Raw genomic sequence first — 24682 nt, forward strand, 5'->3', positions numbered from 1 at the left:
TGATCGTTCCCAGAGGATGACCCGAAGGATCGGGTGGCATTTTCTGGGAACGTTCACAGAGCTAAGCCCACGGTCGCCGGTTTGTCAAAGCGGAGGGGCCGACCGTGATCGTACGGTGACCCGACCGGCCGCCCGTCCTTCGCCCTCCGTGCGACCTCCGTTCGCCCTCCCGGGAACGATCCCGAGGGTCCGGGCTCCGCTAGGGTGACCGACATGCCCGGTCCGAGATCTCCGCGTCGGCGTGCCACGATCCACGACGTGGCCGCCGAGGCAGGCATCTCCCGGGGCACCGTGTCGCGCGTGCTGAACAACGAACCGTACGTCTCGCACCAGGCGCGCGAGGCCGTCGAGGCCGCCGTGGCCAAGGTGGGCTACGTCCGCAACGCGGCTGCGCGCAACCTCGTCACCCAGCGGTCGCGCGCGATCGCGCTGATCGTCCACGAGCCCCATTCGGTCGTGCTCGACGACCCGAACATCGGCAACATCCTGATCGGCACCAACGCCGTGCTGTCGCAGGCCGACCACCAACTCGTCACGCTGATGATCGACTCCCAGCGCGACAGCGACCGCGTGGTCGAGTACCTGCGCGGGGGCTTCGTCGACGGGGCGATCATCCTGTCCGCCCGGACGGGCGACCCCATCTCGCAGGCCGTCGCCGAGCTCGGGCTGGCGGCCTCGTTCGTCGGCCACCCGAGCGACGCTCCCGACATCCCGTTCATCGGCATCGACAACCAGGCCGCCGCCGAGGCCATCGTGCGCCGTCTCGTGTCGACGGGGCGCACCCGGGTCGGCATGCTCGCCTCGGGACTCGACCGCGACTCGGGCGAAGACCGCCTCGCCGGCTTCCGCGCCGCGCTCAGCGACCTCTACGACCCGGAGCTCGTGGTGCGCAACCCGTTCTACAGCTACTCGGCCGGCGTCGACGGCATGACCGAGTTGCTCGAGCGGGACCCCCGGGTCGACGGGGTCTTCGCGGCGTCGGACGCCGTCGCCGCCGGGGCCCTCGACGTCCTCCACCGGCGGGGGATCTCGGTGCCCGGCGACCTCGGCATCGTCGGCTTCGACGACAGCTCGTGGGCGCTGCGCTGCACCCCGCCCCTCTCGACCGTGCGCCAGCCCGCCGAAGAGCTGGGCCGACGGGCCGCCCGCCAGGTCCTCGACCAGCTCGGCGGCACCGACGAGACGCACACCGCGCTCCTGTTGCCGACCGAGATCATGTGGCGCGAGAGCGCCTGACCCGTCCCTGGCGCCACACGGGGAGGCGCGACGAGACGAACCGTGACCGCGTCGGTCAGCGCAACGCGGCCGCGAATCCCCGCAGGGCCGTGACCACCTGACGCCGCGCCTCCTGGTCGAGCCCTCGCGTCATCGCGTCCTCGACGCCCCGCACGGCGGCACTCGCCGTCGCCAGTTGGCGGCGGCCCGCCGCCGTCAACTCGGTCGGCAGCGCCCGCCCCGACGGCGCCCGGTCGGCCCGCCGCACGAGCCCGTCGCGCTCGAGCGACTGCAACAGCACGTTCATGGACTGTCGCGTGACGAAGGCGCCGCGGGCGAGCTCGGAGTTCGAGAGCCCGGGGCGCTGGGCCAGGAGCTCGAGGCACGAGTAGTGCGTGATCGTCATGCCCAACGGGCGCAGCTCGGCCTCCATGGCGGCGCGGAGGGCACTCGACGCCTCCTTCAGCAGATACCCCACGGAGGTCTCTAGGTCGATGGTCGACGCGGCTTGACTCATGTCAGTATTCTGACATAAGTTCTGCTGTGTCAGTCAACTGACATCAACCGCCACGACACGAAAGCAGGCACCATGACCGCCACCGGCCCCGACTTCATCTCCCTCCAGGTCCGCGACGTCGAGCGCTCGGCCGCGTTCTACGAACGGCACCTCGGGCTCACCCGGCAGGACGGCCCGCCCCACGCCGTCGTCTTCGCCACGACCCCGATCGCGTTCGCCGTGCGGGGCCCGCTGCCCGGCGTCGACCTCGACGCGGCCCCGCTCGGTCGCGGCGTCGGCCTCTGGCTGCTCGCCCCCGACGCGCAGGCGATCCACGACGCCCTGGTCGCCGCCGACGTCGAGATCGCCACCCCGCCGGTCGACGGCCCCTTCGGCCGTACCTTCACCTTCGTCGACCCCGACGGCTACCAGGTCACCCTGCACGACCGCGCGTGACGCCCGTCGCCGCCGTCCGACTACGAGGCCCCGGACGAGGAGGCGCCGGACGAGGAGGCGCGGCGCCCGCCCGCCGCGGTGGTCGCGTCGGTCGGGCTCCGCGTCACTCGTGGACGTCGTCGTCGTCCTGGGTGCTGAGGTAGAGCCGGTGGCTCGTGACGATCAGCGAGAGCCAGCCGATGCCGCTGACCCAGCCGACGGCGACGTCGGTGAACCAGTGGGCCCCGAGCAGCACGCGGGACAACCCCACGACGCCGGCCGTCCCGGCTGCCGCCCCGACGAGGGCGACCTGCGGCGCCTGCTTCTCCTGCCGGAGAGCCAGGAGGTAGGCGAGCACGCCGAGGATCGTGGTGGTGTTCAGCGTGTGGCCGGACGGGAACGACGGGGACTTCTCGTACGGCGGGATGGCTTCGTGACGGTCGGGCCGGTTGCGCTTGATGAGCCTCTTGCCCACGACCGTCATGGCGAGCGATCCCGCACCGGCCGCCACGACGAGGGCGACGGGGCTGGGGTGGCGATCCCGGAAGCCGAAGGCCGCTGCGGCTCCGACGGTGACGGCGGGCAGGACGACGGGCCCGAAGACGTGGGCGAGGGCGGCGGCCGCGCCGTTCGTCGCCGGGGAGCGGAGGTTTTTCGCGCGCTCGAGCGCCGGCCGGTCGAGGCTCTCGATGCCGTCCCGACCCGTGACACCGTCGTAGATGTAGGCCGCCCCGGCGGTCGCCGCGAGGGCGATGCCTCCGCCGACGGCGAGCGTCGCGACCAGGGCGCGGCGGGCGCCGACCTTCTGCGCGACGACCTTGTGTCGCGACGCGAGACGCCGGCCCGGCCTCGAGCGCCACTCGGTGAGGTCGCGACGGCCGATCTGCCGGTCGTAGCGGGTCGTGCGGGCGGTCTCAGCGGCGGTCGGCATGAGCCCACTCTGGCCCCTCGGCGATCGGGGCCTCCAGGTAGCGTGGTTCCCGGCCGTCTGAGCGCGACGGGCACTCACGGTGGCGTGTGCGCCGGCGACTCCCCCACGCAGGCTCGGCGACGTCAGCACCGTTCCCACCAACCGGAAGGCTCCTCATGGTGTTCTCGATCACCCTCCTCGTCCTGGGGCTCGTCGGCATCGTCGGCGGCGTCCTGATCGTCCGGCAGCGGGACGGCGGCAGCGCCCTGCCGGGCGTGGCGATCACGGCGTTGGGAGCGGTGGCGGCCGCACTCGGCATCGCCCTCCTGGCGCTGCCCGAGCTGCCCGCGTAGCCGATCGGCGCTCGCGAGGAGTGCCCCTGGACGGGCGCGCAGAGCGCGGAGCCGCAGGGGTTCGAGGCCCGCAAGGGGCTCGACCAGCGCAAGCGAGGGGCTCGACGAGCGCAAGCGAGGAGTGCCCCTGGACGGGCGCGCAGAGCGCGGAGCCGCAGGGGTTCGAGTCCCTCCAGGGGCATCGTCGCGAAGCGACGTCAGGTGCCCCTGGAGGGGACGGCGCGCCAGCGCCGTCGGGCCGCGCGGGTTCGAGGCCCGCAAGGGGCTCGACGAGCGCAAGCGAGGAGTGCCCCTGGACGGGCGCGCAGAGCGCGGAGCCGCAGGGGTTCGAGTCCCTGCAGGGGCATCGTCGCTAAGCGACGTCAGGTGCCCCTGGGGGAGCACACTACTTAACCCCAACCCTGTGCACGGCTTTGAGATATGGACGGTTGTGGAACTTCAGCGAGCTGCATGAAGAACCTTAAAGCTCTCTTTTCTTATTCCGCTAGAGCTTTTCTGCGTTTCCAGTACAATTGTTTTAATAGAAACTTTGTAGGAATCGGAGCCCAGAAATGACACTAGCTATGGAGGCGCAAAGAACTACACTCGCCACCCACAACAAGACCCAGACCACCCACGCCGCAAAGGCGACACCGGTCGCCCGTCGAATTCACGCCAACTCGCGCAGCTACCAAATGGTTGTCGTTTCATTGATCCTTATCGTCTCCGGTTGCGCTCTTGCTGTCTCGTTCAATTCCCAGATGGCGGTTGGCGAGTGGATGCTCCTCGGCTTCGCGTCGTTCCTTGTTCCGTGCTCAATCGACGCGCTCATCGTTTGCCTGAGCCTTACTATTCCTGTGCTGAAGGCGATGGGGCGTAAAACTCGCGGCGCATACGCCACCCTGTTCGCACTCATCGGCATCACCTGCGCGTTAAACGTTGTCCACATCCTGGGACCGGCACTCGAAGCAGACGCGGTTGACTTCAAAGTCATCGTGGCTTCAACGGTTTACGGTTTCATGCCGCTGCTCGTGTTCGTGGGACTTCACCAATTCATCGAACTCTTCTTTGCTACCCCCACGGCAAGTCAGAGAACTCTTGCCGCGCGTCAGAGCGCTATCGACGCTGGACTGGACCCGGCTGAAGTAAGCAACTCGTCCGTGAAGGGGCAAAGCGCCACCACTCTCGACAAGCCCGCCCCGACCACCAAAGCCACGACGCGCCTCACCGACGAGATGCGTACCGAGATCCATACCCTCTTCACCACCAAAACCCTGTCCGTCCCCGAAATCGCGAAGAGGGTAGGCACGTCCGCTCCGACAGCCCGCAAGGTGCTCAAGGATGCCGGGCTCTACGAGGGCAAGGAGGCGAGCTGATGCCAGGGCTAGAGCGCGTAGCCGTCACGGATAAGAACGGCGTTAAGACCCATCGCTGGATTGGGAGCAGGGGCGCAGCCGAAGCCATTGCGAAGAACGGCGGCATGATCGATCAGCGATTCAAGAAGCCGAAAAACAAGGTCATCTTGACGACGGAGCGCACGCTCCTAGACGGCACGGTCGAGCACCGCGATGCACGCGGTCGCCTCCACAGCCTGAATGGCGAGCCAGCCGTCGTCCACCCTGACGGGACCGCTGACTACTACTACCAAGGCGTGCCCTACGCCAAGCCTCGTTACCCGGCGCTCACCCTGACTCACCAACAGGAGCAGAGCGGACGCGCGCAGCAGGAGCGCCGCCGCGAGATGTTTGACCTGCTCGGTGGCGGTCGTACCGGCAACACTCCCTCTCAGGCACGAGGTCAGAACACCCGAGGTCAAACCGTCTTCTTCTGGAAGGGTCGAGCCTTCAAGAGCGAGGGTGACTGGTACGCAGCTCGACGGATGACCCCGAAAGCCTTCGAGACACAGCACCCTGTGTCGATGCCGACCGTTAAGCTGGCGACGCACACGCCCTAGCCCAACTACTGGACGCAAGAACCGCCCCTTAGCCGTGAACGTCGCCTTCCTATGCGGGCGTGGCAGCTCCGTCCTGCTCGTCCGTGCTGCTGAGGAACGCCTCATCTAGGCGCTTTGGTTCAAGAACATCAGCCAGTTGCAGCGGGCGACCTGGTAGGTGCTCGATGACTCCTTGAACAACCACCGTGATGGAGCCGGACATCCATGCGTGCAGCGACTCAAGCTGCCTCCGCCGCACGTTCACGAAGTACCTAGATGGGCGACCATTCGCATTTGGAGCTTGAATTGCGATCTGACCAAGCGGGCTTCCCGGTTCGTGCGCGATTGAGACGATCGGTCCGGTAATTACCCTTAGGGGAGACTTTTCTGCAACGGTTAATAGTTCGACGGTTTGCTTCACTAGCTCGCGCGCCTCAACCGGAATCGAAACCTTAGACGGAGCAGTTCGAGCTGCGGGCAATGTCAACCCCCACGTGAAGCCCGTGTCAAACTCCGCCACAGCAGGGTCGTAGAGAATTTTTTCTAGACCACTGAACATTTCGCGACTACCTCCAGCCGCAATCACCGGCAGGAGATCACGCTGGCGAACTTCCTTGGCGGGCTCAATGACTCGCACTCGGTAAGCCTGCAAACTCTCCGCAAGCGTGCGCACGATGCGCCGCTGAGGGGATTCGTGAGCGACATGCTCGATTCCCGCAATCGTGTCCTGTCCCGTTGGCAGCTCACTGTCGTCATGCCGGAAAAGAACAGGGAGGATAAACGACCCCTCCTCCGTGTGTCCGAGACGAGCCCGTTCGAGGTATTCATCCCCAATTTTCGAGTAGTGCTTGCCTATCTGACTGCGTGGTCGCTGTGCCGTCGTCGCGGAGGCACGCAGCATGGCGTACGCGGAGTTCACGAGACTATGACCACTATGCAGCGGCACAGTGCGACCGATGAAGTTCTCGTTCGCGATTCGAAATCGAACGCCGTCATAGCCCGAGAACTCGAGATCGGTTTCTAGTGCACTCTCCGTCCTACCTTCGGCGGCAGCGACTCTACGAACCACGTCTGTCCACTCAAAGGAGCCCACATTCAGAGCATCTGGAAGACCTATTTCAACGACTCCCCGAGCCCAAACGCTTGCCCGCCGCCCGTCGTGGCGTTTTTCCCAGTTGCGATTTAGGAGGTAGGCAGAGAACAGTTCTTGACCGTTGTGGCGCGAATCAGCCATTAGCTCGCCACCTCCAGAAGCTGGTCTAGTTCGAGCTTCCAGGCGTGGACTGTCTCTAGGGAAAGGCGCTGAGACTTAGGCACTTGAATCTTCTTCGAGTGCTTGGTCGCATCGAATCTCACCCAGTAGGCAGCCGCCCGATGGACGGTCGAGGTTGCGGGGTGCGCTACCCAGTCGGGCACGTCTTTCGGCACAACGACTATGACGAAATACACGGGTGCGAAGCTTTCGGACCACTTTCGGAACCACTCTGGTTCGACATCCATCGTCGCGCTTCGCCCTGTGAGCTTGAATCTGGACGTGCACTTGACCTGAACGCGGGAGCTTAGGCGTGGAAAGCGAACCTCGGCATCGATTGCCATTTGGTCCTCATCCGGGCTGGTCTCCACGAAGCCAACCCCCGCCTGAGCGAAAATTGACGCTAGGTAGGCAACTCCATACCGCGCTTTCCTGGTGTTGTCCGAGAAATCAGGGTGGACCGAATGCTCGCCAACCCTGGGAAGTGGCTTCGCTGCCGCCGCCTGTTGCGCCCCTGTCACGGTTCCCCCTCGTTAGTACCGACTCTTCAGAAGGCTACAGGGGCGACCTAGACTCGACGGCACCTCAAGATGTGTCCTGTTTCGCCCACCACGCCTCAACAGCCTTCACGTACTTCGAGTTATTCACGTCGCTGCTCGTGACGAGCCCCTTGTCGAAGGCTGCGTGCGCATCAGCGAAGTGGCTACGCATCTGTTCAAGAACGCGGAATGTCATCAGGGGACTGATGTCCGCGCGCTTAGATGTGAAGAATGCGGATTCTAACGTTTGAGTCTTCTTTGAGAATTCAGCATCGTCCCCAAAGAAGTACGCTTCTCCCTTGTATCCCAAGCTGGACTCGGCAGGAGTTATTCGGGCAGTAGTAAATTGGTTGTAGAGCGACCGCGCCAGGGCTTCACGCCGCGTTTCCGTAACGGGAATGCCGTAACCATGCACGTAGAGATCTCGGAGAGACCGAAGTGCGCCAAAGCCGGAGCCTTCCGAATTGAACCGCGCCACAAGAACTGTCTTGTAGAACTTCATCTCCCAATCGCGCTGCCAAAGACTGCCCTTTGGAAAAACCCATTTGGAGGGGTCCGTGAGATGCGCCGCTGCCAACCGCGCCAACATCACCTCAGTGAGAGAGACCGCCCGCGTGACCGCCATTAAACCGGCATGCGAAGCCACATCGTCAGGACTCACGCCAACCGTCTTCTCCGCATCCCAGAGCGCGTCGCCGCCGTCGTAGTTGCCGTCCCCTGGTCCCTCCATAAGACGGTCCCACTCGTTACCAAAATCGCGCTCCGAGACGGTCACTAGAAACCGATGCATCGCGACTATCTTGTCCATCTCGGCGTTGAAATCGTAGAGGTGGAGATGCCAGCTCGTCGGGTCACTTAGAAGGTCAATGTGCCTCATCTCTGAACCCTAACCTTCAAGAAGCGGCTCTCACTGCCTGTCGGTGGTCCCCAGTACCCTTCGGCCGCGCAGCCGCGCGGGCACACGAGGGGGCACCATGCAGGAACTCAATTTGAACCGACGAGGACACGTCTTCTTGCCTCCGGATCTCGCCGCGAACATCCCCGCTCTCTACGCCACAGAGGACGTGCCGATGCTCGAAAAGGTCGTTCACGCTCACTACTTCGTGGGGGTGTGCGACTGGTGGATCTTCGAACTAGATCCTGAGGAAAGCCGTGCCTTCGGTTTCGTCTGCCTGGGCGACAAGTACTCCGCTGAGGCGGGCTACATCTGGCTTCCCGAGGTCGAGGGTCTCGTTCTCCCGGTGGAGACCGAAGAGCGCGGCAAGACGGTCCCCCTGGCGCTGGTCGTCGAGCGCGACCTCGGGTGGGTGCCGCGACCAGTCCGAGACGCGATTCCCGAGCGGCTCCATCCGTACTGGTGGAAGCCCCAGAGCTAGAGCGAGTTTCCGCGCAAGCCAGGCAAGAACTCGTCGGTAGGATCTTGAGAACTGCCCATCTTCGATCAAGCGAGCTCATGCCCTCTTTCTCAGAGCGTTACGGACACCGCGAGGTGCGGACCGTCATTCAGCGCGAGGCTATCGACGAATCTGCACGTGTCGCGTTATGGAACGTCGTTTATCTCTTCGTCAAGAACATGCAAGAGGAGTACCGGTTCTCAGACTTGTCGCCCCACCAAGACCTGGCAGTTGAGTTTTGGGCTGATCATCTCAAGAGACCCCTTGACGAATTCCCCTCTCAAACCACGGTCTGGCAGCTCATCAAGAATCAAGTACTTCAACAGGAGTGGTTTATCCTTTTCGACGTGGCTGAGAGGTTTGCGGCGGCGCGCCCAATGCGCCGTAACCGTCAGAACTTTATTGACGGCATCAATCACGAACTCGAAGAGCACCTTGTGGGTTACCGCTTCATCAATGGAGCAATCACACCCATCGACTCCGCCGAGGAAGCCAATGCCATCTCGGAAGCCTTGGGGATAGCTTCTGCCACACCTCTTGCTGGCATACGCCATCATCTCGCGAACGCGATAGATAAACTAGCGGACCGTTCAGCACCCGACTATCCCAACTCCGTTAAGGAGTCGATCTCTGCTGTCGAAGCCATGCTGGAGGTTTTGACTAGAGATGGCGTACTGAGCAAGGCTCTCCGTAAGCTCAAGGACACGGGCATCGTTGTGCACCCTGCCCTCCTTGAGGCTTGGGCAAAGATGTACGGGTGGACAAGCGATGAGAACGGGGTCCGGCATTCCGCCGCTGCACCCCCAACCGTCGATCAGGCAACCGCAAAGTACATGCTTGTGACATGCAGTGGCTTTGTTTCCTGGCTCATCGAAGAAGGTCGGAAAGCGAACGCAATCTAGTAGCAGCTAGTTTCTCGAACCCATCACGCGGTTCCAGAGCGGCTGCATCCGTACTGGTGGAAGACGGACGCGTAGTGGCTCATTAGGCAAGGAGAAACCCCCGCTGATTCGTGCTCAGCGGGGGTTTCGTTTGCACTGCTGGGCAAAGCTAACTTGCCACACGCGCGTTAGTGAGGAACAGTTCTTAGTCAACCTCTTCTTCGCTCGCATCCACGATGTCCCAATCTTGGAGGAACCCCTCGATGTACTCGCGCAAGTCCTCATCAACGACAATGTCGTTGAGCTTTTCAAACTCGCGTATGTACTCTTCGACGGACTCGTCGAAGGTTGCTTGGTTCTCGAACGGCACCTCGTAATCGAAGGCATCCTCGTAGCGCTCATTGTCCGATAGCCAGGCATCCCTGACATCTGCTGGCTTCACCAAGGCGACCGGCTCGACGATGTACTCAATTGCTATGGACTTTGGCACCTCAAAGCTGGGCATCCCCGTCGAACTCTCTGAGACATGAGCCCAAGCCGAGCTAAGCCTTTCAAGGATTTCAGGCTCATCGCTCTCGTAAGAACCACCGATATTCGACTCTGCGTCGAGGTTCAATTTCATGGCAATTCGCATTGCATCATCCGCAGAGAGCAACCGCAGGGAAGCGAACTCGTCCTTCACGCCGTTCTGCTCAGGGTCATTAATTGCCTGCCAAACCGTTTCGGTCGCACGGACTCGGTTAGGGTCAATCCACGCCCGCACAAGAGGTGCGCCCTCCTGAAAGTCAACGCGCAGGTAGACCTCGTTACGGCTCTCACGAGGCGAGTAGCCGCCATTTAGAGTCGCCCCTAGCGCGGTCTTGATGTTCCTGCCATCAGCAAGTAAACCGTCGTGGCTCCACAGCTCGCCAGTCTTCTCATGCACGCCAGCATCGAAGCCTCGCTCGTCACGCTTCGGTGTCTCTAGGACAGCTACTGCACCCGCAGCTCGTCGTGCCGCCTCTGCAATGGCAGCGTCTTGGCGCTCTCGCGCCTTCTTTGCCGCATCCGGAGAAGACGAGCCAATCGAGTTGGCGACGTGGACGGTGGTCCTCTTACCGTTCTTATCGACGATGGATTTTGGACTCAGGTGATTTCGATTTGCCATTGAATTCTCTTTTCGTGTTAGTCGGGATGGCTCCCTTCGGGGTAGGTCGTTGTGGTTCAAGGAGGGGCTACTTGCGGAAGGAGTGAGGAGCAGGCTCGGCGGGCTCGGCAGGGTCGAAAGTCGCAGCTCTGACGCGCGCCTCCGCTACGTGCTTACCGGGTACGAGCCACGACTTCGAAGCAGGCACCCACTTCGCCCTCTTGTGCTGAACGAAGAGGCGGGTTTCTCTGTCCCGGATGTGTATATGCACCAGCTCACTCGGAAGGGCTCTCTCTTGCTTCGCCCGGACTTTGGTTCGCCACTGCGTCCACTCTTCGTTCGCCTCAACTACCTCGATATCGCGCACGTCGTACCAGCGCTGAGGGCGACCGAACGTGTCTAGGGGCACCAGTTTCCCCTTGCCAGTCAGCTCCTTCTCAATCTTGTAGCGCGTCCAGCCGTCACGCTGAAGAAGCTGAGTTGTGGAAATGGTTAGTTGAGTGTCGTGGGCGGTCATTACTAAAAGTAGTCCTTACTAGATGGCGAATAACTCCATTATTCCAGGCTTTGTACTCAAAAACTGCATTATCGAACAAACGCCTATCTAGTCCTACGAAGCACAACGTTCTTACCATCACCTGGGGGCAGCCTTTTTCCATAAATGCTCGTCACCCTACTTGCCTCAACTAAAATAGAAACGAGCCAAAAACTCCCCAAAAACCAGAAGGAAAAGATCGAGCATGCCAACCCCCACCGCACCACTCCCAGAAGGGAACTCCACCGCACAATTAGTCGAAGCCACTCCCCCACGACCCAACAAACTTTGCCCCGCGACTCCTAGCACTCAGCGAGCCACAGAAGGCAATCCCGCCAACTTCACCGCCAAAGCTTTCCCGAACACCCTCCCCGTCAGCCCGACTCAACCCGCAAACTTCGTGGCATCCGCACTCCCCCGCCTAAGCAAACTTTCCGGGAACACCCGTGCCGTTTCTTTCTGGAGCAGCGAGTCATCTTTCCGTCTGAACAGCAGGAAGTTTCCGGCTTGGCAGCAGGCTGTTCTTTCCGAGGAAGCTTTCCTGAGGGTTGTTTCTTCGAAGGGCGAAGGCGGTGGGGGTTCTCTTTCCCGCGAGAGTGAAGAGCTAAGCAAAGGGGCACCAAGGAAAGGCATCAGCACCGCTAGAGCCGTGGCTCACGCTTCGCTGCGCCTTGCTCTAGCGGTAGATGCCACCCAGGAGGTGCCCCATGAGTAGCGCTGACCTCAGCAGTAAGAACCACCACCGCCAAGCCATCCAAACAACCCTCAGCCGCGCCCGGAAGCAGCACGCTTTCAACCGGTTGCTGGCTGGAACGGTAAGAGGCTTGGCACTCGGAATGGAAACACGCGGCGTTCTCGGAGTACTCAGAACGAGCACGGATGTCGAAGTGGCGGCTCTCTCGGAAGACGTTGGTGTTTGGCAGCTCGCGGTGAGTCGGGCGGGAGCCATGCTGGCGCTGAAAGGCTTGGAGAACGGGAACGCTTTGCTTTTGGAGAGGGGGGCTCGGCGCTTGGCGGTTGGGGTTCTTTCTGGAGCAGGCGGAGAAAGGTTGGCTGGCGCAGGTGGCGGAAAGAGTGTCGAGGTGCCGACTGCGAGGGCTTTTGCTGCGCTCGTTGGAAAGCAGGTGCTGACGGATGTGATGGAGCGCGGCATGGACACTGCCGTGGTCAGCATCACCAAGTGGGAAGCCGAGTACGCAAGCAGCTTTTCCACCGTCGCGAAGTCTCTTGACTGGGGTGGGCAGCAGGGAATCCTGATGAGCCGAGGTCGCTCTGCAAGTGGAGCAGCGAGGTACGCGCTGGGGAAGCCGAAGGACGATGAGCTGGTTCGCCGCCTGGTTGATGTCAACGAGCATTTGATCGGTCTTGCCGGAGGATGCCCGAGGTCAGAGCCTGCCGAGCAGGTCTGGAGCGATGACCTCGATGACCTTCTTGCAGAGGAAGACGACCGAGAGCTCCTTGACGACATTGCTGCTCGTAGGGCGAAGCGCGTCCGAGCTGGTGAGCTTTCGGGGAAGCGGTTCACCGAAAGCGACCTCACGAGCGCATGGACTCCCACCGGACTGATGAAGGGATTAGACCCCACCCTTGCGGCGAAAGTAACTGCCGAGATTCTTTGGACGGTGGATTCGGTGCTTTGGCGCTCGGGCTTCACTGGCGAAGCCAAGGGGCTCACATGGGGCTCGTGGCTCACTCTCCTTGCTGGAGCTGCTGGGCTGGGTGCTGTAGAGCTGGGGGCTCCTGCGGTGAACGTGCGCAAGCCGGGTCGCGTGCTGAGGCACTTCCCCGAGCTGGTGCAGCGGCTAAATGCCGGGGAGAGCTTCGTCGAGATGGTTCGTGGGATGGAAACAGAGTGGGCTCTGGCGAAACGAGAGCAGCGGCTCGAAGAGTGGCGGGCGTACTCGGCGGTGAAGAGTGCTGAGCGAACGGCATACACGAGGCGGGCTGAGCTTGCTGCCTCGGATGCCGAGTTCATCATTGCCACCGTGGGCATCGGCGTACCAAAGCCGAGTGCGGACCGCGAGCTGCTTGATGCTTGGCTGATGGCGACCGCCGAGGTCGCACGGGGGCTTGGGCTACGCGCCGATGAAGAGGCGCTTGTGGCTGCCAATTACAGGGTCAGGATGGGAGCGAGGAAGTACACCGAGCCTGTCATGGATGCTGTCGTTCAGCACGTCCTTCCGGCAACGGCAGCCTAAGAAAGTCAGTGGCTCCCTCTACTCTTACGATCCCCTTTCGCAGAGAAGAAGGCAGCCCCATGCTGAGCGACCTCGACCCTGAGCTGTTCGCCTCGCAGCGGCACCCCACCCAGATAAGCGAGCCCGGCGACTTCGCTCTCTACGAAACGCGCCAAGGCAACGAGTGGAACCCGCACCGCTTGATCATCGTGGATGCAGACCGGCACTCGCACGCCTTCAGAGTGCTGCGTCACCCTCTTCTCGCCGGATGGATGGTGCAGGAGATCGTGCCTGGTGCCGCTCGAAGCGTGACCCAGATGGATCTCTTCGATTCGCTTTGGAGCTGCCGACCCTGGGTCGGGTATCCCACGAAGTACGATGCCGTAACGACGATGCTGATGCGCTTCGGATTCGTCTCGCCGGTAGTCACGCAGGTCAGAAAGCTCGTGCAGGTGAAACGGGCTGTGGAAGAGGCACAAGAGTCGTTTCTTGAGGTCTTCGCTGATGCGGAGGATCACGGCACTGCGCTCTGCAATGGCTGTGATGATTGTTCTGGCGACTATGAGATCCATCGCATTTTGATCGAATAGAACCATTTCTAGGAAAAATGACGAATAGCGTCATTTTTGTTTTTAGTGTGTTTAACTTTGCTATTCTAGATGCATACGGGAAGCCGTACGAGCCCTAGGAATTGCCATGAGAACCACGCACGAGAGAATCCTTCAAGCAGCAGCAAAGAACCTTTTTCCCGCCATCCTTGCCCCGCAGCGCGCGACCATCTGCCGCCATCTCGACGATGAGCTTGTTGCCTCTGAGTACAGCGCTCTAGCCGCTGAGCAGAGAAAAGACTCGAAGGCTGCCTGGGTGGCGAGAGAGCAATTTGCCGGGCTCATGCGGCTTCATGGCTTCCAGCCACTTTCGGCAGAAGCACTCGCGTGGCGATTCCGAGGTCTCACGCAGAAGGCGAAGGGGCTAACCCCTGCTCACGACTTTTACGCGGGCTGGCTCGCCGCGGGCACCAGGCGGGCAGCCGCATGAAGAACTCGCGCGTCGTCCTCATTCCCGAGACCTTCGATGACCTTCGTGTTGCCGCTGTTCGCATCTATGGCGCGACGGCTCGCAAGGGCATGCCCGGCGCTTACGAAGTACCGGAGCACCAGGCTGAGCAGCTCGAAGTTCAGGTCAGTCACCGTCGAGCCCTAGCTGTGGCTACATACCTGGCGAACCGGGTGCCTGTCGAGCTATCTCCAGGAACTCACGCAGCTTTGCCGGATGTGATCATATGAGCGACCACTTCGGGCTCCTTGAACCACAAAATCTGTCCTTGCTTGCCAATCGCCTAAAAGCGAGTGGTTTCGAAATGGTCTGGGCAGCCTCCGGAGAAGTCTCCACACACGACGAGAGAGACCAGGAGGTGCGCGAGCCTGGCATTCACCTCCTCTTCCCAAAGCAGAACTTCGCGCTTGCTCGTCACGGCATGGAAGGCACCGCGACTTGGACCGCTGCACTCCTGGAGGAGCAGCTCTCTTGTGAGGTCAGAGTTTGGATGGCGGGCGACCTCGACGGGAACGTTCGCGAGTCATGGAGCAACTACGACCTCATCGAGATCTCATCGAGCGGGGAGGTGGTCCCCGTCTAAAGCCTCAGCAAAGGCAGGGCGTGCTGAACAGCAGTACCAGGGGTTCGATCCCCCAGCGCCCACTCTTACTTACCTACTTCTTCTCCACACCCATAAAGAGCACCAAGAAGGGAACCCCTCCCGACCTACACATATCGAAAGGAATCATCATGACCCGAACCCACCTCCGCCCTGAAAAGGCAGCCCTGAAGCCTGGCACCACCACGGCGGTCAGCTACATAGCTCGCGTCCCCATCTCCCACAGCAAGCAGGCTGAAGCGCTCGGCGGCACACGAGATTCGTCTCTCCCGTGCGGCTGGAGATTCGACAGCCGCGCAGCGTACGAAGCCATTCGCAAAGCGATCACTTCGAGCTACGAGCAGGTCGCGGCATGAGTCGGTACGCGCGGCTTGAAGCTGAGCCACGAGATGACAGTGAGCTGGCTGTTGATGCCCTTCAGGAGCGCCTCCTGGAGATGAGCGATGGGCTCACTGACGACCCTGAAGCGGCTGACTACCTTGCGGAACTGGAAGCGGAAGTAGCCAGCATGCGCGGGGATGGCGACAGCGGGGCTGACGTTGTGCGTTACCTCGCTCGCCTCGTAGAGCGGGAGCTGCCTAGCATCGGGGCTGACAGCAAGGCAGGAGCACTCAGCTTCGTGGAGCTGCTGCTTGAGGCAAGCGGCTATGAGGGAGTTCGCTCGTGAGCGCCCCTGTGAAGCAGTCAAGCATTTACGGCTACGAGTCACGAATACTCGCTGGAGTCCTCGGCGTACTCCGGGAGCTCGAGGCGTACGAAGACCTGCTGACGGACGCTGAGGACCGGCTCTGGATGGGACGTTTGGCGAGCTGGCTGAGTTGCAACAGCCTCGAAAAGCGTGCCTCAGCGCAGGTGCTCGCTGACCTCGACTCGGTAGTGAGCGTTTGTCCCGAGGACAGGCTCGTGGCGATTCTCGGGCGCATAATTTCGCAAGCCAAGCGAGCTGAAGGGGTCTGCTCTTAGCTTGACCAGCAACCCTTTTGGGGTACAAGTCAGGTCCCCCTTTTGGAGGGCATCTATGCCCTGGAGCAGAGGGAACAAGTCGCCTACATTCATCCCGAAGGTCGACTACCCAACAATCGCCCTTCCCGAGATGCGGCAGTCCCGGAGCCTCCGGCAACCCGCCTTCAGCGTTCGTCGCAAGACGCGCAGCCCAGGAGGCATCATGAGCCCTACCGCGCAGAGTGTTCGAGAAAAAGCAATTGCCCAGCGACACGCCATCATCACGACTAGCGCCGCCACCATCGCGGCGATCACTGGGGTGATTGCGCTCGTCATCAGTTTCAATGTTGCCGGAGAGCCCGCGCGCGCTGAACAACGTCTTGCGGGAAAGCGGGCAGAGATAAGTGCCGAATACGTGACTGAGCTTGTCGGCAGCTCACCGGAGGCAATGGACCGCGCGAGCTCACTAGCAGCCCCCAATTCCGATGCTGACAACTACGCGCAATTTCTGTGGAAAGTCTGGCGGGCAAGTGAGGCAAATGCGCCCGACAAAGAATACAAACCTGGTAAAGCCACCGCATCGAGTGACGACAACGAGTACAAGGTCTGTCTACCCAAAACGACAGTCCTAAAAATGGATTGCATGGTTTTTGGGAACTTCGTCTTTGACGAATCGCAGTCATATCTTCAGACGTTCACTATCGACAATCTTCCCGTCCGCGCACTACTTGTTCCGGGAAGTACGTCCAATGGGGTGCTGGAAGACCCCAACTATCCTGACCCTTTCGTCCCCATAGTTAGCGGCTCCAGCGGCTGGATCACGTCGCCCGACAACGAGTCACTGACGCTCGTCATGTACATCAGTCAAACCTGGGCACCTGAGCGCGCAGGCTTAGATCTCCGAACGCTGTATCTGTCATCAAGACCGGTGCTCGTTCGGGATCAAGCCGACCGGGAGCTGACCTCCGAGTACCTTCTGCCTGACTCCATAGGTCCCTATGAGTCGAAGTACATCGCCTTCAATGTGGCAAATCCCGAGGTGAAGTACGTGCGGCTTTGCGGGTATTTGGACGGTGAGGCAGAGCGGTGCTGGTGGATACAAGCCTTGCCGCCTTCCACACCCAGTTAGAGTTTGCCTCATGAATGTGCACGCCACCGCCGAGGAACTGGGCGAGCTGCTCGCTCCACTCACGTGGGTCAAGGTGGATCATGCGCTGCTCCCTGAGCCTGTGGACATCGAGGTCGTCGCCTTCGCTTCCAGCCTCACGGGGCGGCGCTATGCCTTCCTGGAGCGGGATGCGACCTGGGTCATCGTCGAGCCGCTGGATGACGATGGGAACGCACTGGAGACCGCCACCGGCATCGCCAGCTCCGCCGTTCCGCACCTTTTAGCCCTGCACTACGCGCTCGACGAGGCGACTCGGCTGGCTAGCGCCTTTGCACTCTCCGGATCACTCAACGACGCTTTGAATCGCGCCCGCTACCTCTTTGTAAGCCTGCCGTGGACGCTGGCGCAGAACCACCCCGAGCACGAGGCGGTCAGCATCGAGGCGGCAAAGGCAACGTGGCGGCTCAATGACCTGCTTGGTGATGAAGCACCGGTGGGGGCTCCGCGCGGAGTTGAGGGGCGAGCTTGATGGTCTTAGCCGCAGGGGTAGCTGGAGCCGACACCAGTTCGGCAGCGTCCACCCTCATCACTTTGGTGATTGCGGTTCTATCCGTGCCCACCATTGCTTCCCTTCTCCGAGCTCTCTTCGTCTATCTGAATCCGGATACCCGGCTCCAGGCGCAGCTCAGCAAGGATCTCGCCATTCACGAACTCCTTCCCGACTCCGCGGAGAAGACAGCCTTCGCGGGCGACATCGAAGAGACACTTCGTAAACTTCGAGCACGTCGCGCAGCGAGCGGCGAGAGGCGTTCAGATCGCTATCAACTCATCTCACTTGGCGTATCACTTGCCGTGATCGCGTTGGGAATCGCCACCATCGCTCTTTCACCTGGATTACGAGAAGTGGCGATTCAGGCAGTGAATAAGTTGTCGCCAGACTGGGTGGCACTGATAGGAGTAGTCGTCGGAGCCGTGCCGGTGATTGTCACGGGTGCACTTCGACTTCGATTGCGCGTTAAGGCACGACAAGAATCCGACGACAGCTAGCGACCTCTTCCCAAGAGACCATTCCAAGTAATTTCTAGGAGCACCCTTGCCTCAAAGCGGCGACATGTTTCAAGCCATCTACGACGACGGCGTACATCACCTCGCGCAAGCAGGCGACACAGATGGCGGCTTTCTAGGAGCCCTTCTCGACAACGAGACGAACCAGGTGGCAGGGCAGGCGCGTCTCATCCCGGTACAGACGGATAACGACGAAGATGCCGCCATTGTTTTCGTCGCCGTGGCTGCCGCTGCCCTCGCCGCAGGTGTGCTCGGCACCATAGCCGTAGTCAAGAACGCTCCCCGGCTCAAGAGCTGGTGGATCGAGGACGTACTTCCGGCTCTCGTCAACCGGCTCCCCCGTAAGCCCCGAAGCGCCGTTCCCCAGCCCACCAGCACCTCCCCCGTCGTCACCGCCCTCAGCAATGCTGGTCCCGCCGATTTCTCTAGGGCAATCGACGAGGCGTTCGAGCAGCACCGCGTCACCATGAGCAGCGAAGAAGCCAGCAAGCGCCTTCTCGCGATCTTCGCCGCCGCCGCCTTCATTGCAGAGCAAATGCGGCAGCTCGCGAATGCCGAGATCGTCGAAGGTGCGCACCGGGCAGAGCTTGAAGCAGCACTTGGGAAGCTCACACCTCAGGCGGTGACGGACGGGATCAACATGATGCTCGAATCTGACGCGGGGCTCCTCGACGAGGCGAGTGCCGCTGAGTACATGCGCTTCTTCGGGGGCGGTCAGGTCATTGACGGGGTGTACGTGCCGCTGACGAACGCACGGGTGCGGGAGGCGCTGCGGCTAGACCAGGGTGATGAGGACGGAGAAACCGCTCTCGTGTAGGTAGGAAGGCGAAAGCCCACTGCCCTGTGGATGAGCAGCACTTAGCTTTTCCCGCTGTGGCGCTGTCGGCTTTCATGATCAGCGCCACCGAGCTTCGCGACCGATTCGAGTTCTTCGTACTTCGTCGTGAGTGCAGCCCACACTCTGAGCCTGAGGAGATTGCCGCGTACTGGGCTGCCGTGGCTGCTCTAGACGACCTTTTCGCCGGGCGCATGTAGGAGGAAGGTCTGCTCCACGTTCCGCTACGAGCTGGTCTATCGACGCGGTGGCGTGAAGCGACCAGCAGCCAGGATGAGCCCGCCTACTGCGAGGAAAGTGCCCGCAATTAGGGATGCCGTCGCCACTGTCGTGGAGGTCGTCACGACCTGCTGTGGGGGCAGGTTGGTGACCTGAACCGAGGCAGGAGGGGTGTCCTGAAGCCTGACGAGGTGCACCGACTCCGGCTCAGGTGTCTGAGCCTTGTCCGGAATGGAGCGAGAGACCCTCCACCCCCGAACAAAAACAATCACTGTCGGGATGAGCAAAGCCGCTGCTCCTGTGACGACCAGTTTTCGGTAAGTGTCCTCGAAAGGGACAGAATCCAGAAGGACCTTGAAGGTGAACAAAATAATTCCTGCCGCACACGCGACTGCCAATGCATACAAGCCGAGCAGAGCTGTCGCTTTTCCTCGGCTTGTCCTCGAATGCGCCCACCGTGCTACGTCACGATCGACAAATTCCAGAACGGCGATGTAAATGACCGGCGCAATTGCGGCTAGAGCGAAGGTCAGGGTCGTGATGAGTTCCTGCGCGCGCGCCTCCCGAGCCTGGTTTGCAGCAGCCAACTGGACCAACCGAGGCTCGGGGTCGAAAGCAAGCACAGTGACGGCAACATCGTGGAGGAGCATGAGACAAGAGTATTGCTCAGCGAGTGCGCCGAGAGCCCTTGTGTGCACGAAAGAGGGGCACCCTGACCCACTACGGAGAAGGTGCCCCTCTTCGCCGCCCGGAATCAGGAGCGGCGGTTCATGGAAGAACTACAGCGATTTTACCGCCAAGAATCTGTCTCGACGAGGAAACGACAAAACCCGCCAGTATCTCTAAGGCGGGTTTTATCGTTCGGTAATCAGCCGATATGTGTGTCGAAGGCTTCGACGCTCTGAGAGAATTGTAGCAAAGAATTGCCACGTAATGGTCTAAAAATTGTTATTGAGCAATATGGTCCATTACTCTTGTTATGCGAGCTAATCACTTGCACTACAAGAAGGCAACAAGATGCTCACCTCGACAGATTTCCTTGACCTCTGGAAACCACACTATCCTCTAGCCACTAACGATTTTTCAAGTGGGCTCTATCGTCATGATAGAGACGATGCCTTAGACATGCGCTTTGTCGAGACTGCCCCGAAGACCTACCAGAACCTCATGGTCTTGGACTTCGATTCCCCCACTGCCTCCTGGGACATCAAAAGCTTGGTATGGGACGATGGCAAACTACCTGAGCCAAGCTTCGTCACGGTCAACCCCGCCTCGAACCACGCACATGCGGGCTGGTTCATCGAGGGAACAGTTTCAACCCCCACCGCGCGCAAGTACTTTGATGATGTCTTCAAGAAGTACAAGAAGCACAGCGGCTCGGACACCATGTACACGGGGCTGACCATGAGGAATCCCCTTCACGACTGGCAGCGCACCGAGTGGCTCAGCGACCGCCTTTACTCCTTGGAGGAGTTAAACAAAGTCGTCAAAGACATTAAGCTTTTGACGAATGCGGCTAATACCCACACGCCCGGCGAAGGTCGTAATGCATTCATTTTTGACGAACTACGCGCTTGGGCTTATGGAAATCGTCGCCATTACACGGATTCATTCGAAGTTTGGCTCGAAGCCGTCACCGAACGCTCATTCGCCATCAACGGTGAGTCATTTCCAGAGAGCCCTCTACCTTCATCAGAGCTAGCAGCCATCAGCCGCTCTGTGGCGCGCTATGTGTGGAATAAGAAGGAGTTCTCTGCGGAGGGCTTTTCAGAGCGTCAGCGGCAAGTGAGTGTCCGCACAACACGTTCTTTGGACGCTCCGGCGAGGTACATGGAAGCTCTTGCCTACTCAGAGGCGGGATTTACGGCGAGAGATGTGGGAGATGCCCTGAACCTCACCCAGCAGGCAGCAAAGAAGCTTATTCAGAGAGCAAGGCAATGGAGCCTGAAGAACTCCTAAAGAAGTTTCTTATGTGACACCTGCATAGCTCTCTTAGAAGACTTGATTCATAGTGAGAACAGCCCCTGACGGGGAATACCCTGATTAGGGTGCGTCCCCCCTCTAGTCAGAGAGTTTTAAAGATGTTGGTGGTGCTTGCTGGGAGGGAGAAGAACAAGAGAAGTGGATGTTTGGACCGCTTGGCGGGCGGCTATGCAGAAAATGACGAATATCTTCATTTCGCTATTCTGCGTATAGATAGCAGCTAAAATGGATATAGAAAGTTTCGCACTTTCTCACTACCCAAGGAATCAGCCCATGCAGCACTCGACCTCTTCGAAAAGAGCAACCAACCGCCCTCAGCGCCCTAAGGCGTTCGACCGCATCCCGAAGCGCAAGACATACCTTGCGCCTCAACAGGCTTCCTCGGCGGTGACACGATGATCGGCACGAGGTGGTTCTCCCTCGGGGCAAATTTCGAGGGCAGAGAGCGTACGGCTTTCTCGCTCCTTCTTTTTGCTGCCGCTTTTGCCGCCGTCGTCCTCATCGCGGGTACCGCCTGGAATGGAATCACCGGTACCCACCTCTTCTACTTCGGACCCATCACCGACCTCATCAACTCACTCTTCGGTGCTTCCGAGCCCGAGCTGAAGATTGTCGAGGGCTCGTAATGAGGGAACCATTCGCAGATCTTGTTGAGCCCGCCTGCCCCCTGCCGTTCTCCACCGAGAAACTCGAAGTCTGCCTCGATGAAGCGACTTGGCTGGAACTCGTCGGGGGTGAGGGCGTATGAGCACCGTCGTCACCCTGTTCCTGGTCATCGTCGGCATCATCGTGGTTGCCGTCCTTACTTCTCGACACTTCCGCGATGCGCGAGTAGCTCTCGCCGTCCTCCTGGGCGCGTTCACGCTCTTCTATGCCTTTGTCGAGCCGGGCTCTGCCTGGACGCTCGTCGGTGCGGTGGCGTTTAGTTGCCTGTTCGCAGGCATCGTCAATCGGCACTTCGGCGGTGAGTACGGTACGTGGCGGGAGGCGCTTGGCAATGGGATGAGGCACCTACGCGGACTGGGTGCCTACGCACCCACCTTTGGCACGGTCTCCGGTTTCTGGCGCAAGCCGCGCTTCTGGGTTGGCGCACTCGCGTCGCTCGTCGTATACGTCGGAGTGCAGCTCGTTGGCTCGGTCGTACTAGGCGCGCTCTGGGCAGTGCTCTCGACGGGCGTTGCCTTCGGTGTGCTTCGCCTTCACCGTCTTGACCAAGGCTCACAGGCTCTCTTCGGGTCCACGGAACTCGTGCGCCTCTTTGACCGCGACGGTGCGCTCGGGCTATCTGAAGCCTTGAAGAACACCGAGACGACGACGGACTTCGCTGGGCGCTTCGTGACCATCGAGCCGAACCCGCTCCTTGCGGTTGGTATCGAGCGTGAGGAAGCAGCTCAGCTTTTCGATGCGGTCGGCATAGACCTCGTTGAACATCGAGTTCAGAAGCTCCTCTTTGCCGTGCGCTTCCCCTCAGAGGAAGACGAGCCCTACGGCGATGACGAGCCGTCTCCGGTTGCGTACCCAAGCTCCGTCTCGGACGACGAGGTGACGTTGTGAGGCTAGGAAAAGCCGTGAGAGGCATGAATCGTGCGCTCGACACTCCAGCTGTTGAGGGTCTCGCCCGCCTGGTGAAGTCCACGGTCGAGAACAGTCGCATCAAGAGCTTGGGAGAAGACAAGCACCAGGTCATTTACGACCTGACCAATCTCCTTGGCGCAAAGCACTGGACTGAGGTAGAGCGCGCAATCAACTGGTCTCCCGCTTCCGGCGCTGCGTTTGCCATCAGATGGTCGGAGGGGCGGAACACTGCTGACCGCGTGGAGAAGGAATCGTCCCGCCGCTTCCCGGGTATGCGAGCAATTGACCTCGGGCGCGGCTTCTTCGAATGGCGGTACCTAGATGAGGAAGAGGTCGCGGCGAATGAGCTGGCGGACTTCTCCCAGGGACTCGTCGAACGGGTCGCACCGCTTCCACGAATGCCCGCGGAAGCCATGCTCGTGCCAAGACACGTTGCACTCGACGGTACGTCGCTCGCAACCTACATCGCTTGGCAAACCGGCTCCGAAGACAACGTTGCTTTCCATGTAGAGCCATCACAGGAACCGCACTTGTTCCGAGTCGAATACGGGGCGGCAGTCAATCGCCCGCTCTATGTGAATGCCCACCAGTACTTCGTCACTACCGGAAAGGGGGTCGCGAGGAGCCTCAGCGTGCTGGAGCGCTACGCGAACGAATTTGATTCGGGACGAACCATCGTGGAATACGACGAAATCCGAAACACCGTCGTCGCAGCCCATTTAGATCCAATGACCCGAAAAGCACGCGGAATGCTCGCGAAGCGCCTTGGTTGCGCCACGTGGGATCTAAGCGTCCGGTTGTCCTACCGCTCCAAAGATGGTGTCGGGCGGCTTGAGTCTCTCCAGGCGGCAAGCGCCCGCGTCACCGGCAAGGACTCCGAAGCGAGGTTGGCAAAGTGGCGTGACTGCGCTGACATTCTTCCTGGCCCAAGCCGTGCCTACAAAGTGACCGAAGATGAGAGCGGAACCGTCACTTTCTCTTATTTCGATGATGCTCTAAAGCGACTCGTCAACTACGACTGGAGCGCGGAATTCTCCCTTGCGCGAGTTCCCTTTGCCATTGATGAGAATGGCGCTCTAATTTCAATGGCACTCATCGAAAGCAATATTCTCCTCGGAGGCATTCCCGGAGGTGGAAAGTCCGGTGGTTCTACCGCGCTCATCGCGGGAATGTCGCAAATCGAGCACGTTGCACTCATAGGTCTCGATCCAAAAATGGTGGAGCTGCTGCCCTGGCGTGACCGATTCTCCATTGTGGCTACAGACGACGACCACGCGTCTTTTGTCCTTGCTGCGCTCCTAGGCGAGATGGACCGCCGCTACGTGTGGCTCAGCGAAAACTACGACCGCACGAAAGCAAAGAAGTTCTCCGAATCCATGATCAACCTTGAGCACCCGCTGCTCGTCGTGGTGATTGATGAGCTTGCTGAGCTGGTGTCCGGTGGTTCCACGAAGCTCGAAGTTGACGAGCAAAAGTTTCGCGCGTCCGCCATACGCCGCTTGATAGCCAAGGGGCGCGCAGCCGGAATCGTGGTGGACACAGCGACGCAGAAGCCGGGTTCCGACATCATTCCGACGAGCTTGCGAGACCTCATTGCGCAGCGCATTGCCTACTCAACCAGCAACCCGCAGATGACAGAAACCATTTTGGGTCAGGGAAGTGCCTCATCCGGAGGTCTCGCCCACACCATTGCCGCATCTGAAAAGGGTGTCTGCTACATCATCAACGAGGGATCTCGCGAGCCCGTTCGCGCCCGAACATTTTGGGTCCCGGACGAGGACATTCCTGACCTAGTGACCAAGACGAAGCACCTGAAGGTGGCTCTCCCCTGGTTGCCGACAGAAGCTGAAGCAAAGACGGAAGTAGCCGCCGCAGGCGGAAAGCCTGTCGAGTGGGTGAGCGTCATCCCTGACGCTAACCGAGGCGGCGGAAATCAGGTCGCCGTGCTCGGTCGCCAGTTGCTCCCAAAGCCGGACCCCTCCGTTTTTGCTCTATGGGACTCACAATTCACGTCCTTCGGAGGCGCTGCAAAGACCCGAGCCCCCGCTACGTCTCCCCCGAAGCCCCTTATCC

27 protein-coding genes are annotated in these 24682 nt (G+C 60.6%); 18 read left to right on the forward strand and 9 right to left on the reverse strand.

The window, feature by feature from the left end:
* Window positions 1-213: 213 nt before the first annotated feature.
* The gene (locus tag ARTHRO9V_RS11845) at window positions 214-1236 is read left to right on the forward strand and encodes a LacI family DNA-binding transcriptional regulator (protein WP_159827409.1); all 1023 of its coding nucleotides are present in this window, start codon (window positions 214-216) and stop codon (window positions 1234-1236) included.
* Window positions 1237-1291: 55 nt separating this feature from the next.
* Here the strand turns inward: ARTHRO9V_RS11845 and ARTHRO9V_RS11850 are convergent, their stop codons facing one another.
* A complete protein-coding gene (locus ARTHRO9V_RS11850; protein WP_056043060.1) occupies window positions 1292-1732 on the reverse strand; it encodes a MarR family winged helix-turn-helix transcriptional regulator in 441 nt (146 codons plus the stop codon).
* Window positions 1733-1804: 72 nt separating this feature from the next.
* Between ARTHRO9V_RS11850 and ARTHRO9V_RS11855 the strand changes: the two genes are divergently transcribed.
* Entirely contained in the window at window positions 1805-2167 is a 363-nt protein-coding gene (locus ARTHRO9V_RS11855; RefSeq protein WP_056043063.1) for a VOC family protein, read from the forward strand.
* Between the two features lie 103 nt (window positions 2168-2270).
* Here ARTHRO9V_RS11855 and ARTHRO9V_RS11860 read toward each other — a convergent pair whose 3' ends face one another.
* The gene (locus ARTHRO9V_RS11860; RefSeq protein ID WP_159827412.1) at window positions 2271-3077 is read right to left on the reverse strand and encodes a phosphatase PAP2 family protein; all 807 of its coding nucleotides are present in this window, start codon (window positions 3075-3077) and stop codon (window positions 2271-2273) included.
* A gap of 155 nt (window positions 3078-3232) precedes the next feature.
* Between ARTHRO9V_RS11860 and ARTHRO9V_RS11865 the strand changes: the two genes are divergently transcribed.
* From ARTHRO9V_RS11865 to ARTHRO9V_RS11875, 3 genes are all read left to right on the forward strand, one after another.
* Entirely contained in the window at window positions 3233-3409 is a 177-nt protein-coding gene (locus ARTHRO9V_RS11865; protein WP_158612924.1) for a hypothetical protein, read from the forward strand.
* A 563-nt stretch (window positions 3410-3972) separates the two neighbouring features.
* On the forward strand, window positions 3973-4764 hold the full coding sequence (locus ARTHRO9V_RS11870; protein WP_159827415.1) for a DUF2637 domain-containing protein: 792 nt from the start codon (window positions 3973-3975) through the stop codon (window positions 4762-4764).
* A gap of 104 nt (window positions 4765-4868) precedes the next feature.
* On the forward strand, window positions 4869-5342 hold the full coding sequence (locus ARTHRO9V_RS11875) for a hypothetical protein (protein ID WP_159827418.1): 474 nt from the start codon (window positions 4869-4871) through the stop codon (window positions 5340-5342).
* Between the two features lie 49 nt (window positions 5343-5391).
* Here the strand turns inward: ARTHRO9V_RS11875 and ARTHRO9V_RS11880 are convergent, their stop codons facing one another.
* The 3 genes from ARTHRO9V_RS11880 to ARTHRO9V_RS11890 all read right to left on the reverse strand — a co-directional run bounded on the left by ARTHRO9V_RS11880 (window position 5392) and on the right by ARTHRO9V_RS11890 (window position 7989).
* On the reverse strand, window positions 5392-6555 hold the full coding sequence (locus ARTHRO9V_RS11880; protein ID WP_159827421.1) for a hypothetical protein: 1164 nt from the start codon (window positions 6553-6555) through the stop codon (window positions 5392-5394).
* Window positions 6555-7094, reverse strand: a complete 540-nt coding sequence (locus ARTHRO9V_RS16015; RefSeq protein WP_159827424.1) for a DUF4365 domain-containing protein — start codon at window positions 7092-7094, stop codon at window positions 6555-6557. Before ARTHRO9V_RS16015 ends, ARTHRO9V_RS11880 begins: the two co-directional genes overlap by 1 nt.
* A 64-nt stretch (window positions 7095-7158) precedes the next feature.
* On the reverse strand, window positions 7159-7989 hold the full coding sequence (locus ARTHRO9V_RS11890; protein WP_159827427.1) for a hypothetical protein: 831 nt from the start codon (window positions 7987-7989) through the stop codon (window positions 7159-7161).
* 97 nt (window positions 7990-8086) lie between these two features.
* Between ARTHRO9V_RS11890 and ARTHRO9V_RS11895 the strand changes: the two genes are divergently transcribed.
* Together ARTHRO9V_RS11895 and ARTHRO9V_RS11900 are read left to right on the forward strand one after the other, a co-directional pair.
* Window positions 8087-8488, forward strand: coding sequence for a hypothetical protein (locus tag ARTHRO9V_RS11895; protein WP_159827430.1), 402 nt, complete (start codon window positions 8087-8089; stop codon window positions 8486-8488).
* A gap of 77 nt (window positions 8489-8565) precedes the next feature.
* Window positions 8566-9408 (forward strand): AbiJ-NTD4 domain-containing protein, encoded by an 843-nt coding sequence (locus ARTHRO9V_RS11900; RefSeq protein WP_159827433.1) that lies wholly within the window; start codon window positions 8566-8568, stop codon window positions 9406-9408.
* Window positions 9409-9592: 184 nt separating this feature from the next.
* Here ARTHRO9V_RS11900 and ARTHRO9V_RS11905 read toward each other — a convergent pair whose 3' ends face one another.
* Complete coding sequence (locus tag ARTHRO9V_RS11905; protein WP_159827436.1) at window positions 9593-10534, reverse strand: hypothetical protein; 942 nt, start codon at window positions 10532-10534, stop codon at window positions 9593-9595.
* 67 nt (window positions 10535-10601) lie between these two features.
* Window positions 10602-11030, reverse strand: coding sequence for a hypothetical protein (locus ARTHRO9V_RS11910; RefSeq protein WP_159827439.1), 429 nt, complete (start codon window positions 11028-11030; stop codon window positions 10602-10604).
* Window positions 11031-11755: 725 nt separating this feature from the next.
* On the opposite strand from ARTHRO9V_RS11910, the gene ARTHRO9V_RS11915 reads away from it, so the two are divergent.
* Together ARTHRO9V_RS11915 and ARTHRO9V_RS11920 are read left to right on the forward strand one after the other, a co-directional pair.
* On the forward strand, window positions 11756-13246 hold the full coding sequence (locus ARTHRO9V_RS11915; protein WP_159827442.1) for a hypothetical protein: 1491 nt from the start codon (window positions 11756-11758) through the stop codon (window positions 13244-13246).
* A gap of 59 nt (window positions 13247-13305) precedes the next feature.
* Entirely contained in the window at window positions 13306-13815 is a 510-nt protein-coding gene (locus ARTHRO9V_RS11920; RefSeq protein ID WP_159827445.1) for a hypothetical protein, read from the forward strand.
* Window positions 13816-14217: 402 nt separating this feature from the next.
* Here the strand turns inward: ARTHRO9V_RS11920 and ARTHRO9V_RS11925 are convergent, their stop codons facing one another.
* Complete coding sequence (locus tag ARTHRO9V_RS11925) at window positions 14218-14415, reverse strand: hypothetical protein (protein ID WP_159827448.1); 198 nt, start codon at window positions 14413-14415, stop codon at window positions 14218-14220.
* 92 nt (window positions 14416-14507) lie between these two features.
* On the opposite strand from ARTHRO9V_RS11925, the gene ARTHRO9V_RS11930 reads away from it, so the two are divergent.
* The 6 genes from ARTHRO9V_RS11930 to ARTHRO9V_RS11955 all read left to right on the forward strand — a co-directional run bounded on the left by ARTHRO9V_RS11930 (window position 14508) and on the right by ARTHRO9V_RS11955 (window position 18814).
* Window positions 14508-14864, forward strand: a complete 357-nt coding sequence (locus ARTHRO9V_RS11930) for a hypothetical protein (RefSeq protein WP_159827451.1) — start codon at window positions 14508-14510, stop codon at window positions 14862-14864.
* Between the two features lie 370 nt (window positions 14865-15234).
* Window positions 15235-15549, forward strand: coding sequence for a hypothetical protein (locus tag ARTHRO9V_RS11935; protein ID WP_159827454.1), 315 nt, complete (start codon window positions 15235-15237; stop codon window positions 15547-15549).
* A gap of 498 nt (window positions 15550-16047) precedes the next feature.
* Window positions 16048-16953 carry a hypothetical protein gene (locus ARTHRO9V_RS11940; RefSeq protein ID WP_159827456.1) on the forward strand — a complete coding sequence of 302 codons (906 nt, stop codon included), beginning with the start codon at window positions 16048-16050 and terminating at the stop codon, window positions 16951-16953.
* 10 nt (window positions 16954-16963) lie between these two features.
* Complete coding sequence (locus ARTHRO9V_RS11945; protein WP_159827459.1) at window positions 16964-17461, forward strand: hypothetical protein; 498 nt, start codon at window positions 16964-16966, stop codon at window positions 17459-17461.
* Window positions 17461-17979, forward strand: coding sequence for a hypothetical protein (locus tag ARTHRO9V_RS11950; protein ID WP_159827462.1), 519 nt, complete (start codon window positions 17461-17463; stop codon window positions 17977-17979). The genes ARTHRO9V_RS11945 and ARTHRO9V_RS11950 overlap by 1 nt, the downstream gene beginning before the upstream one ends.
* 64 nt (window positions 17980-18043) lie before the next feature.
* Window positions 18044-18814, forward strand: coding sequence for a hypothetical protein (locus tag ARTHRO9V_RS11955; protein WP_159827465.1), 771 nt, complete (start codon window positions 18044-18046; stop codon window positions 18812-18814).
* Between the two features lie 254 nt (window positions 18815-19068).
* Here ARTHRO9V_RS11955 and ARTHRO9V_RS11960 read toward each other — a convergent pair whose 3' ends face one another.
* Window positions 19069-19701 (reverse strand): hypothetical protein, encoded by a 633-nt coding sequence (locus ARTHRO9V_RS11960; protein ID WP_159827468.1) that lies wholly within the window; start codon window positions 19699-19701, stop codon window positions 19069-19071.
* A gap of 367 nt (window positions 19702-20068) precedes the next feature.
* Here ARTHRO9V_RS11960 and ARTHRO9V_RS11965 point away from each other — a divergent pair, with 367 nt between their 5' ends.
* The 3 genes from ARTHRO9V_RS11965 to ARTHRO9V_RS11975 form a co-directional block, all read left to right on the forward strand.
* Window positions 20069-21010 (forward strand): replication initiation protein, encoded by a 942-nt coding sequence (locus tag ARTHRO9V_RS11965; protein WP_159827471.1) that lies wholly within the window; start codon window positions 20069-20071, stop codon window positions 21008-21010.
* Between the two features lie 768 nt (window positions 21011-21778).
* Complete coding sequence (locus tag ARTHRO9V_RS11970) at window positions 21779-22588, forward strand: hypothetical protein (RefSeq protein ID WP_159827474.1); 810 nt, start codon at window positions 21779-21781, stop codon at window positions 22586-22588.
* Window positions 22589-22611: 23 nt separating this feature from the next.
* The coding region (locus tag ARTHRO9V_RS11975; protein ID WP_255477661.1) for an FtsK/SpoIIIE domain-containing protein at window positions 22612-24682 on the forward strand (2071 nt) is incomplete at its 3' end.

It is taken from the genome of Frigoribacterium sp. 9N (genome assembly GCF_902506305.1).
Classification (GTDB): Bacteria; Actinomycetota; Actinomycetes; order Actinomycetales; family Microbacteriaceae; genus Frigoribacterium.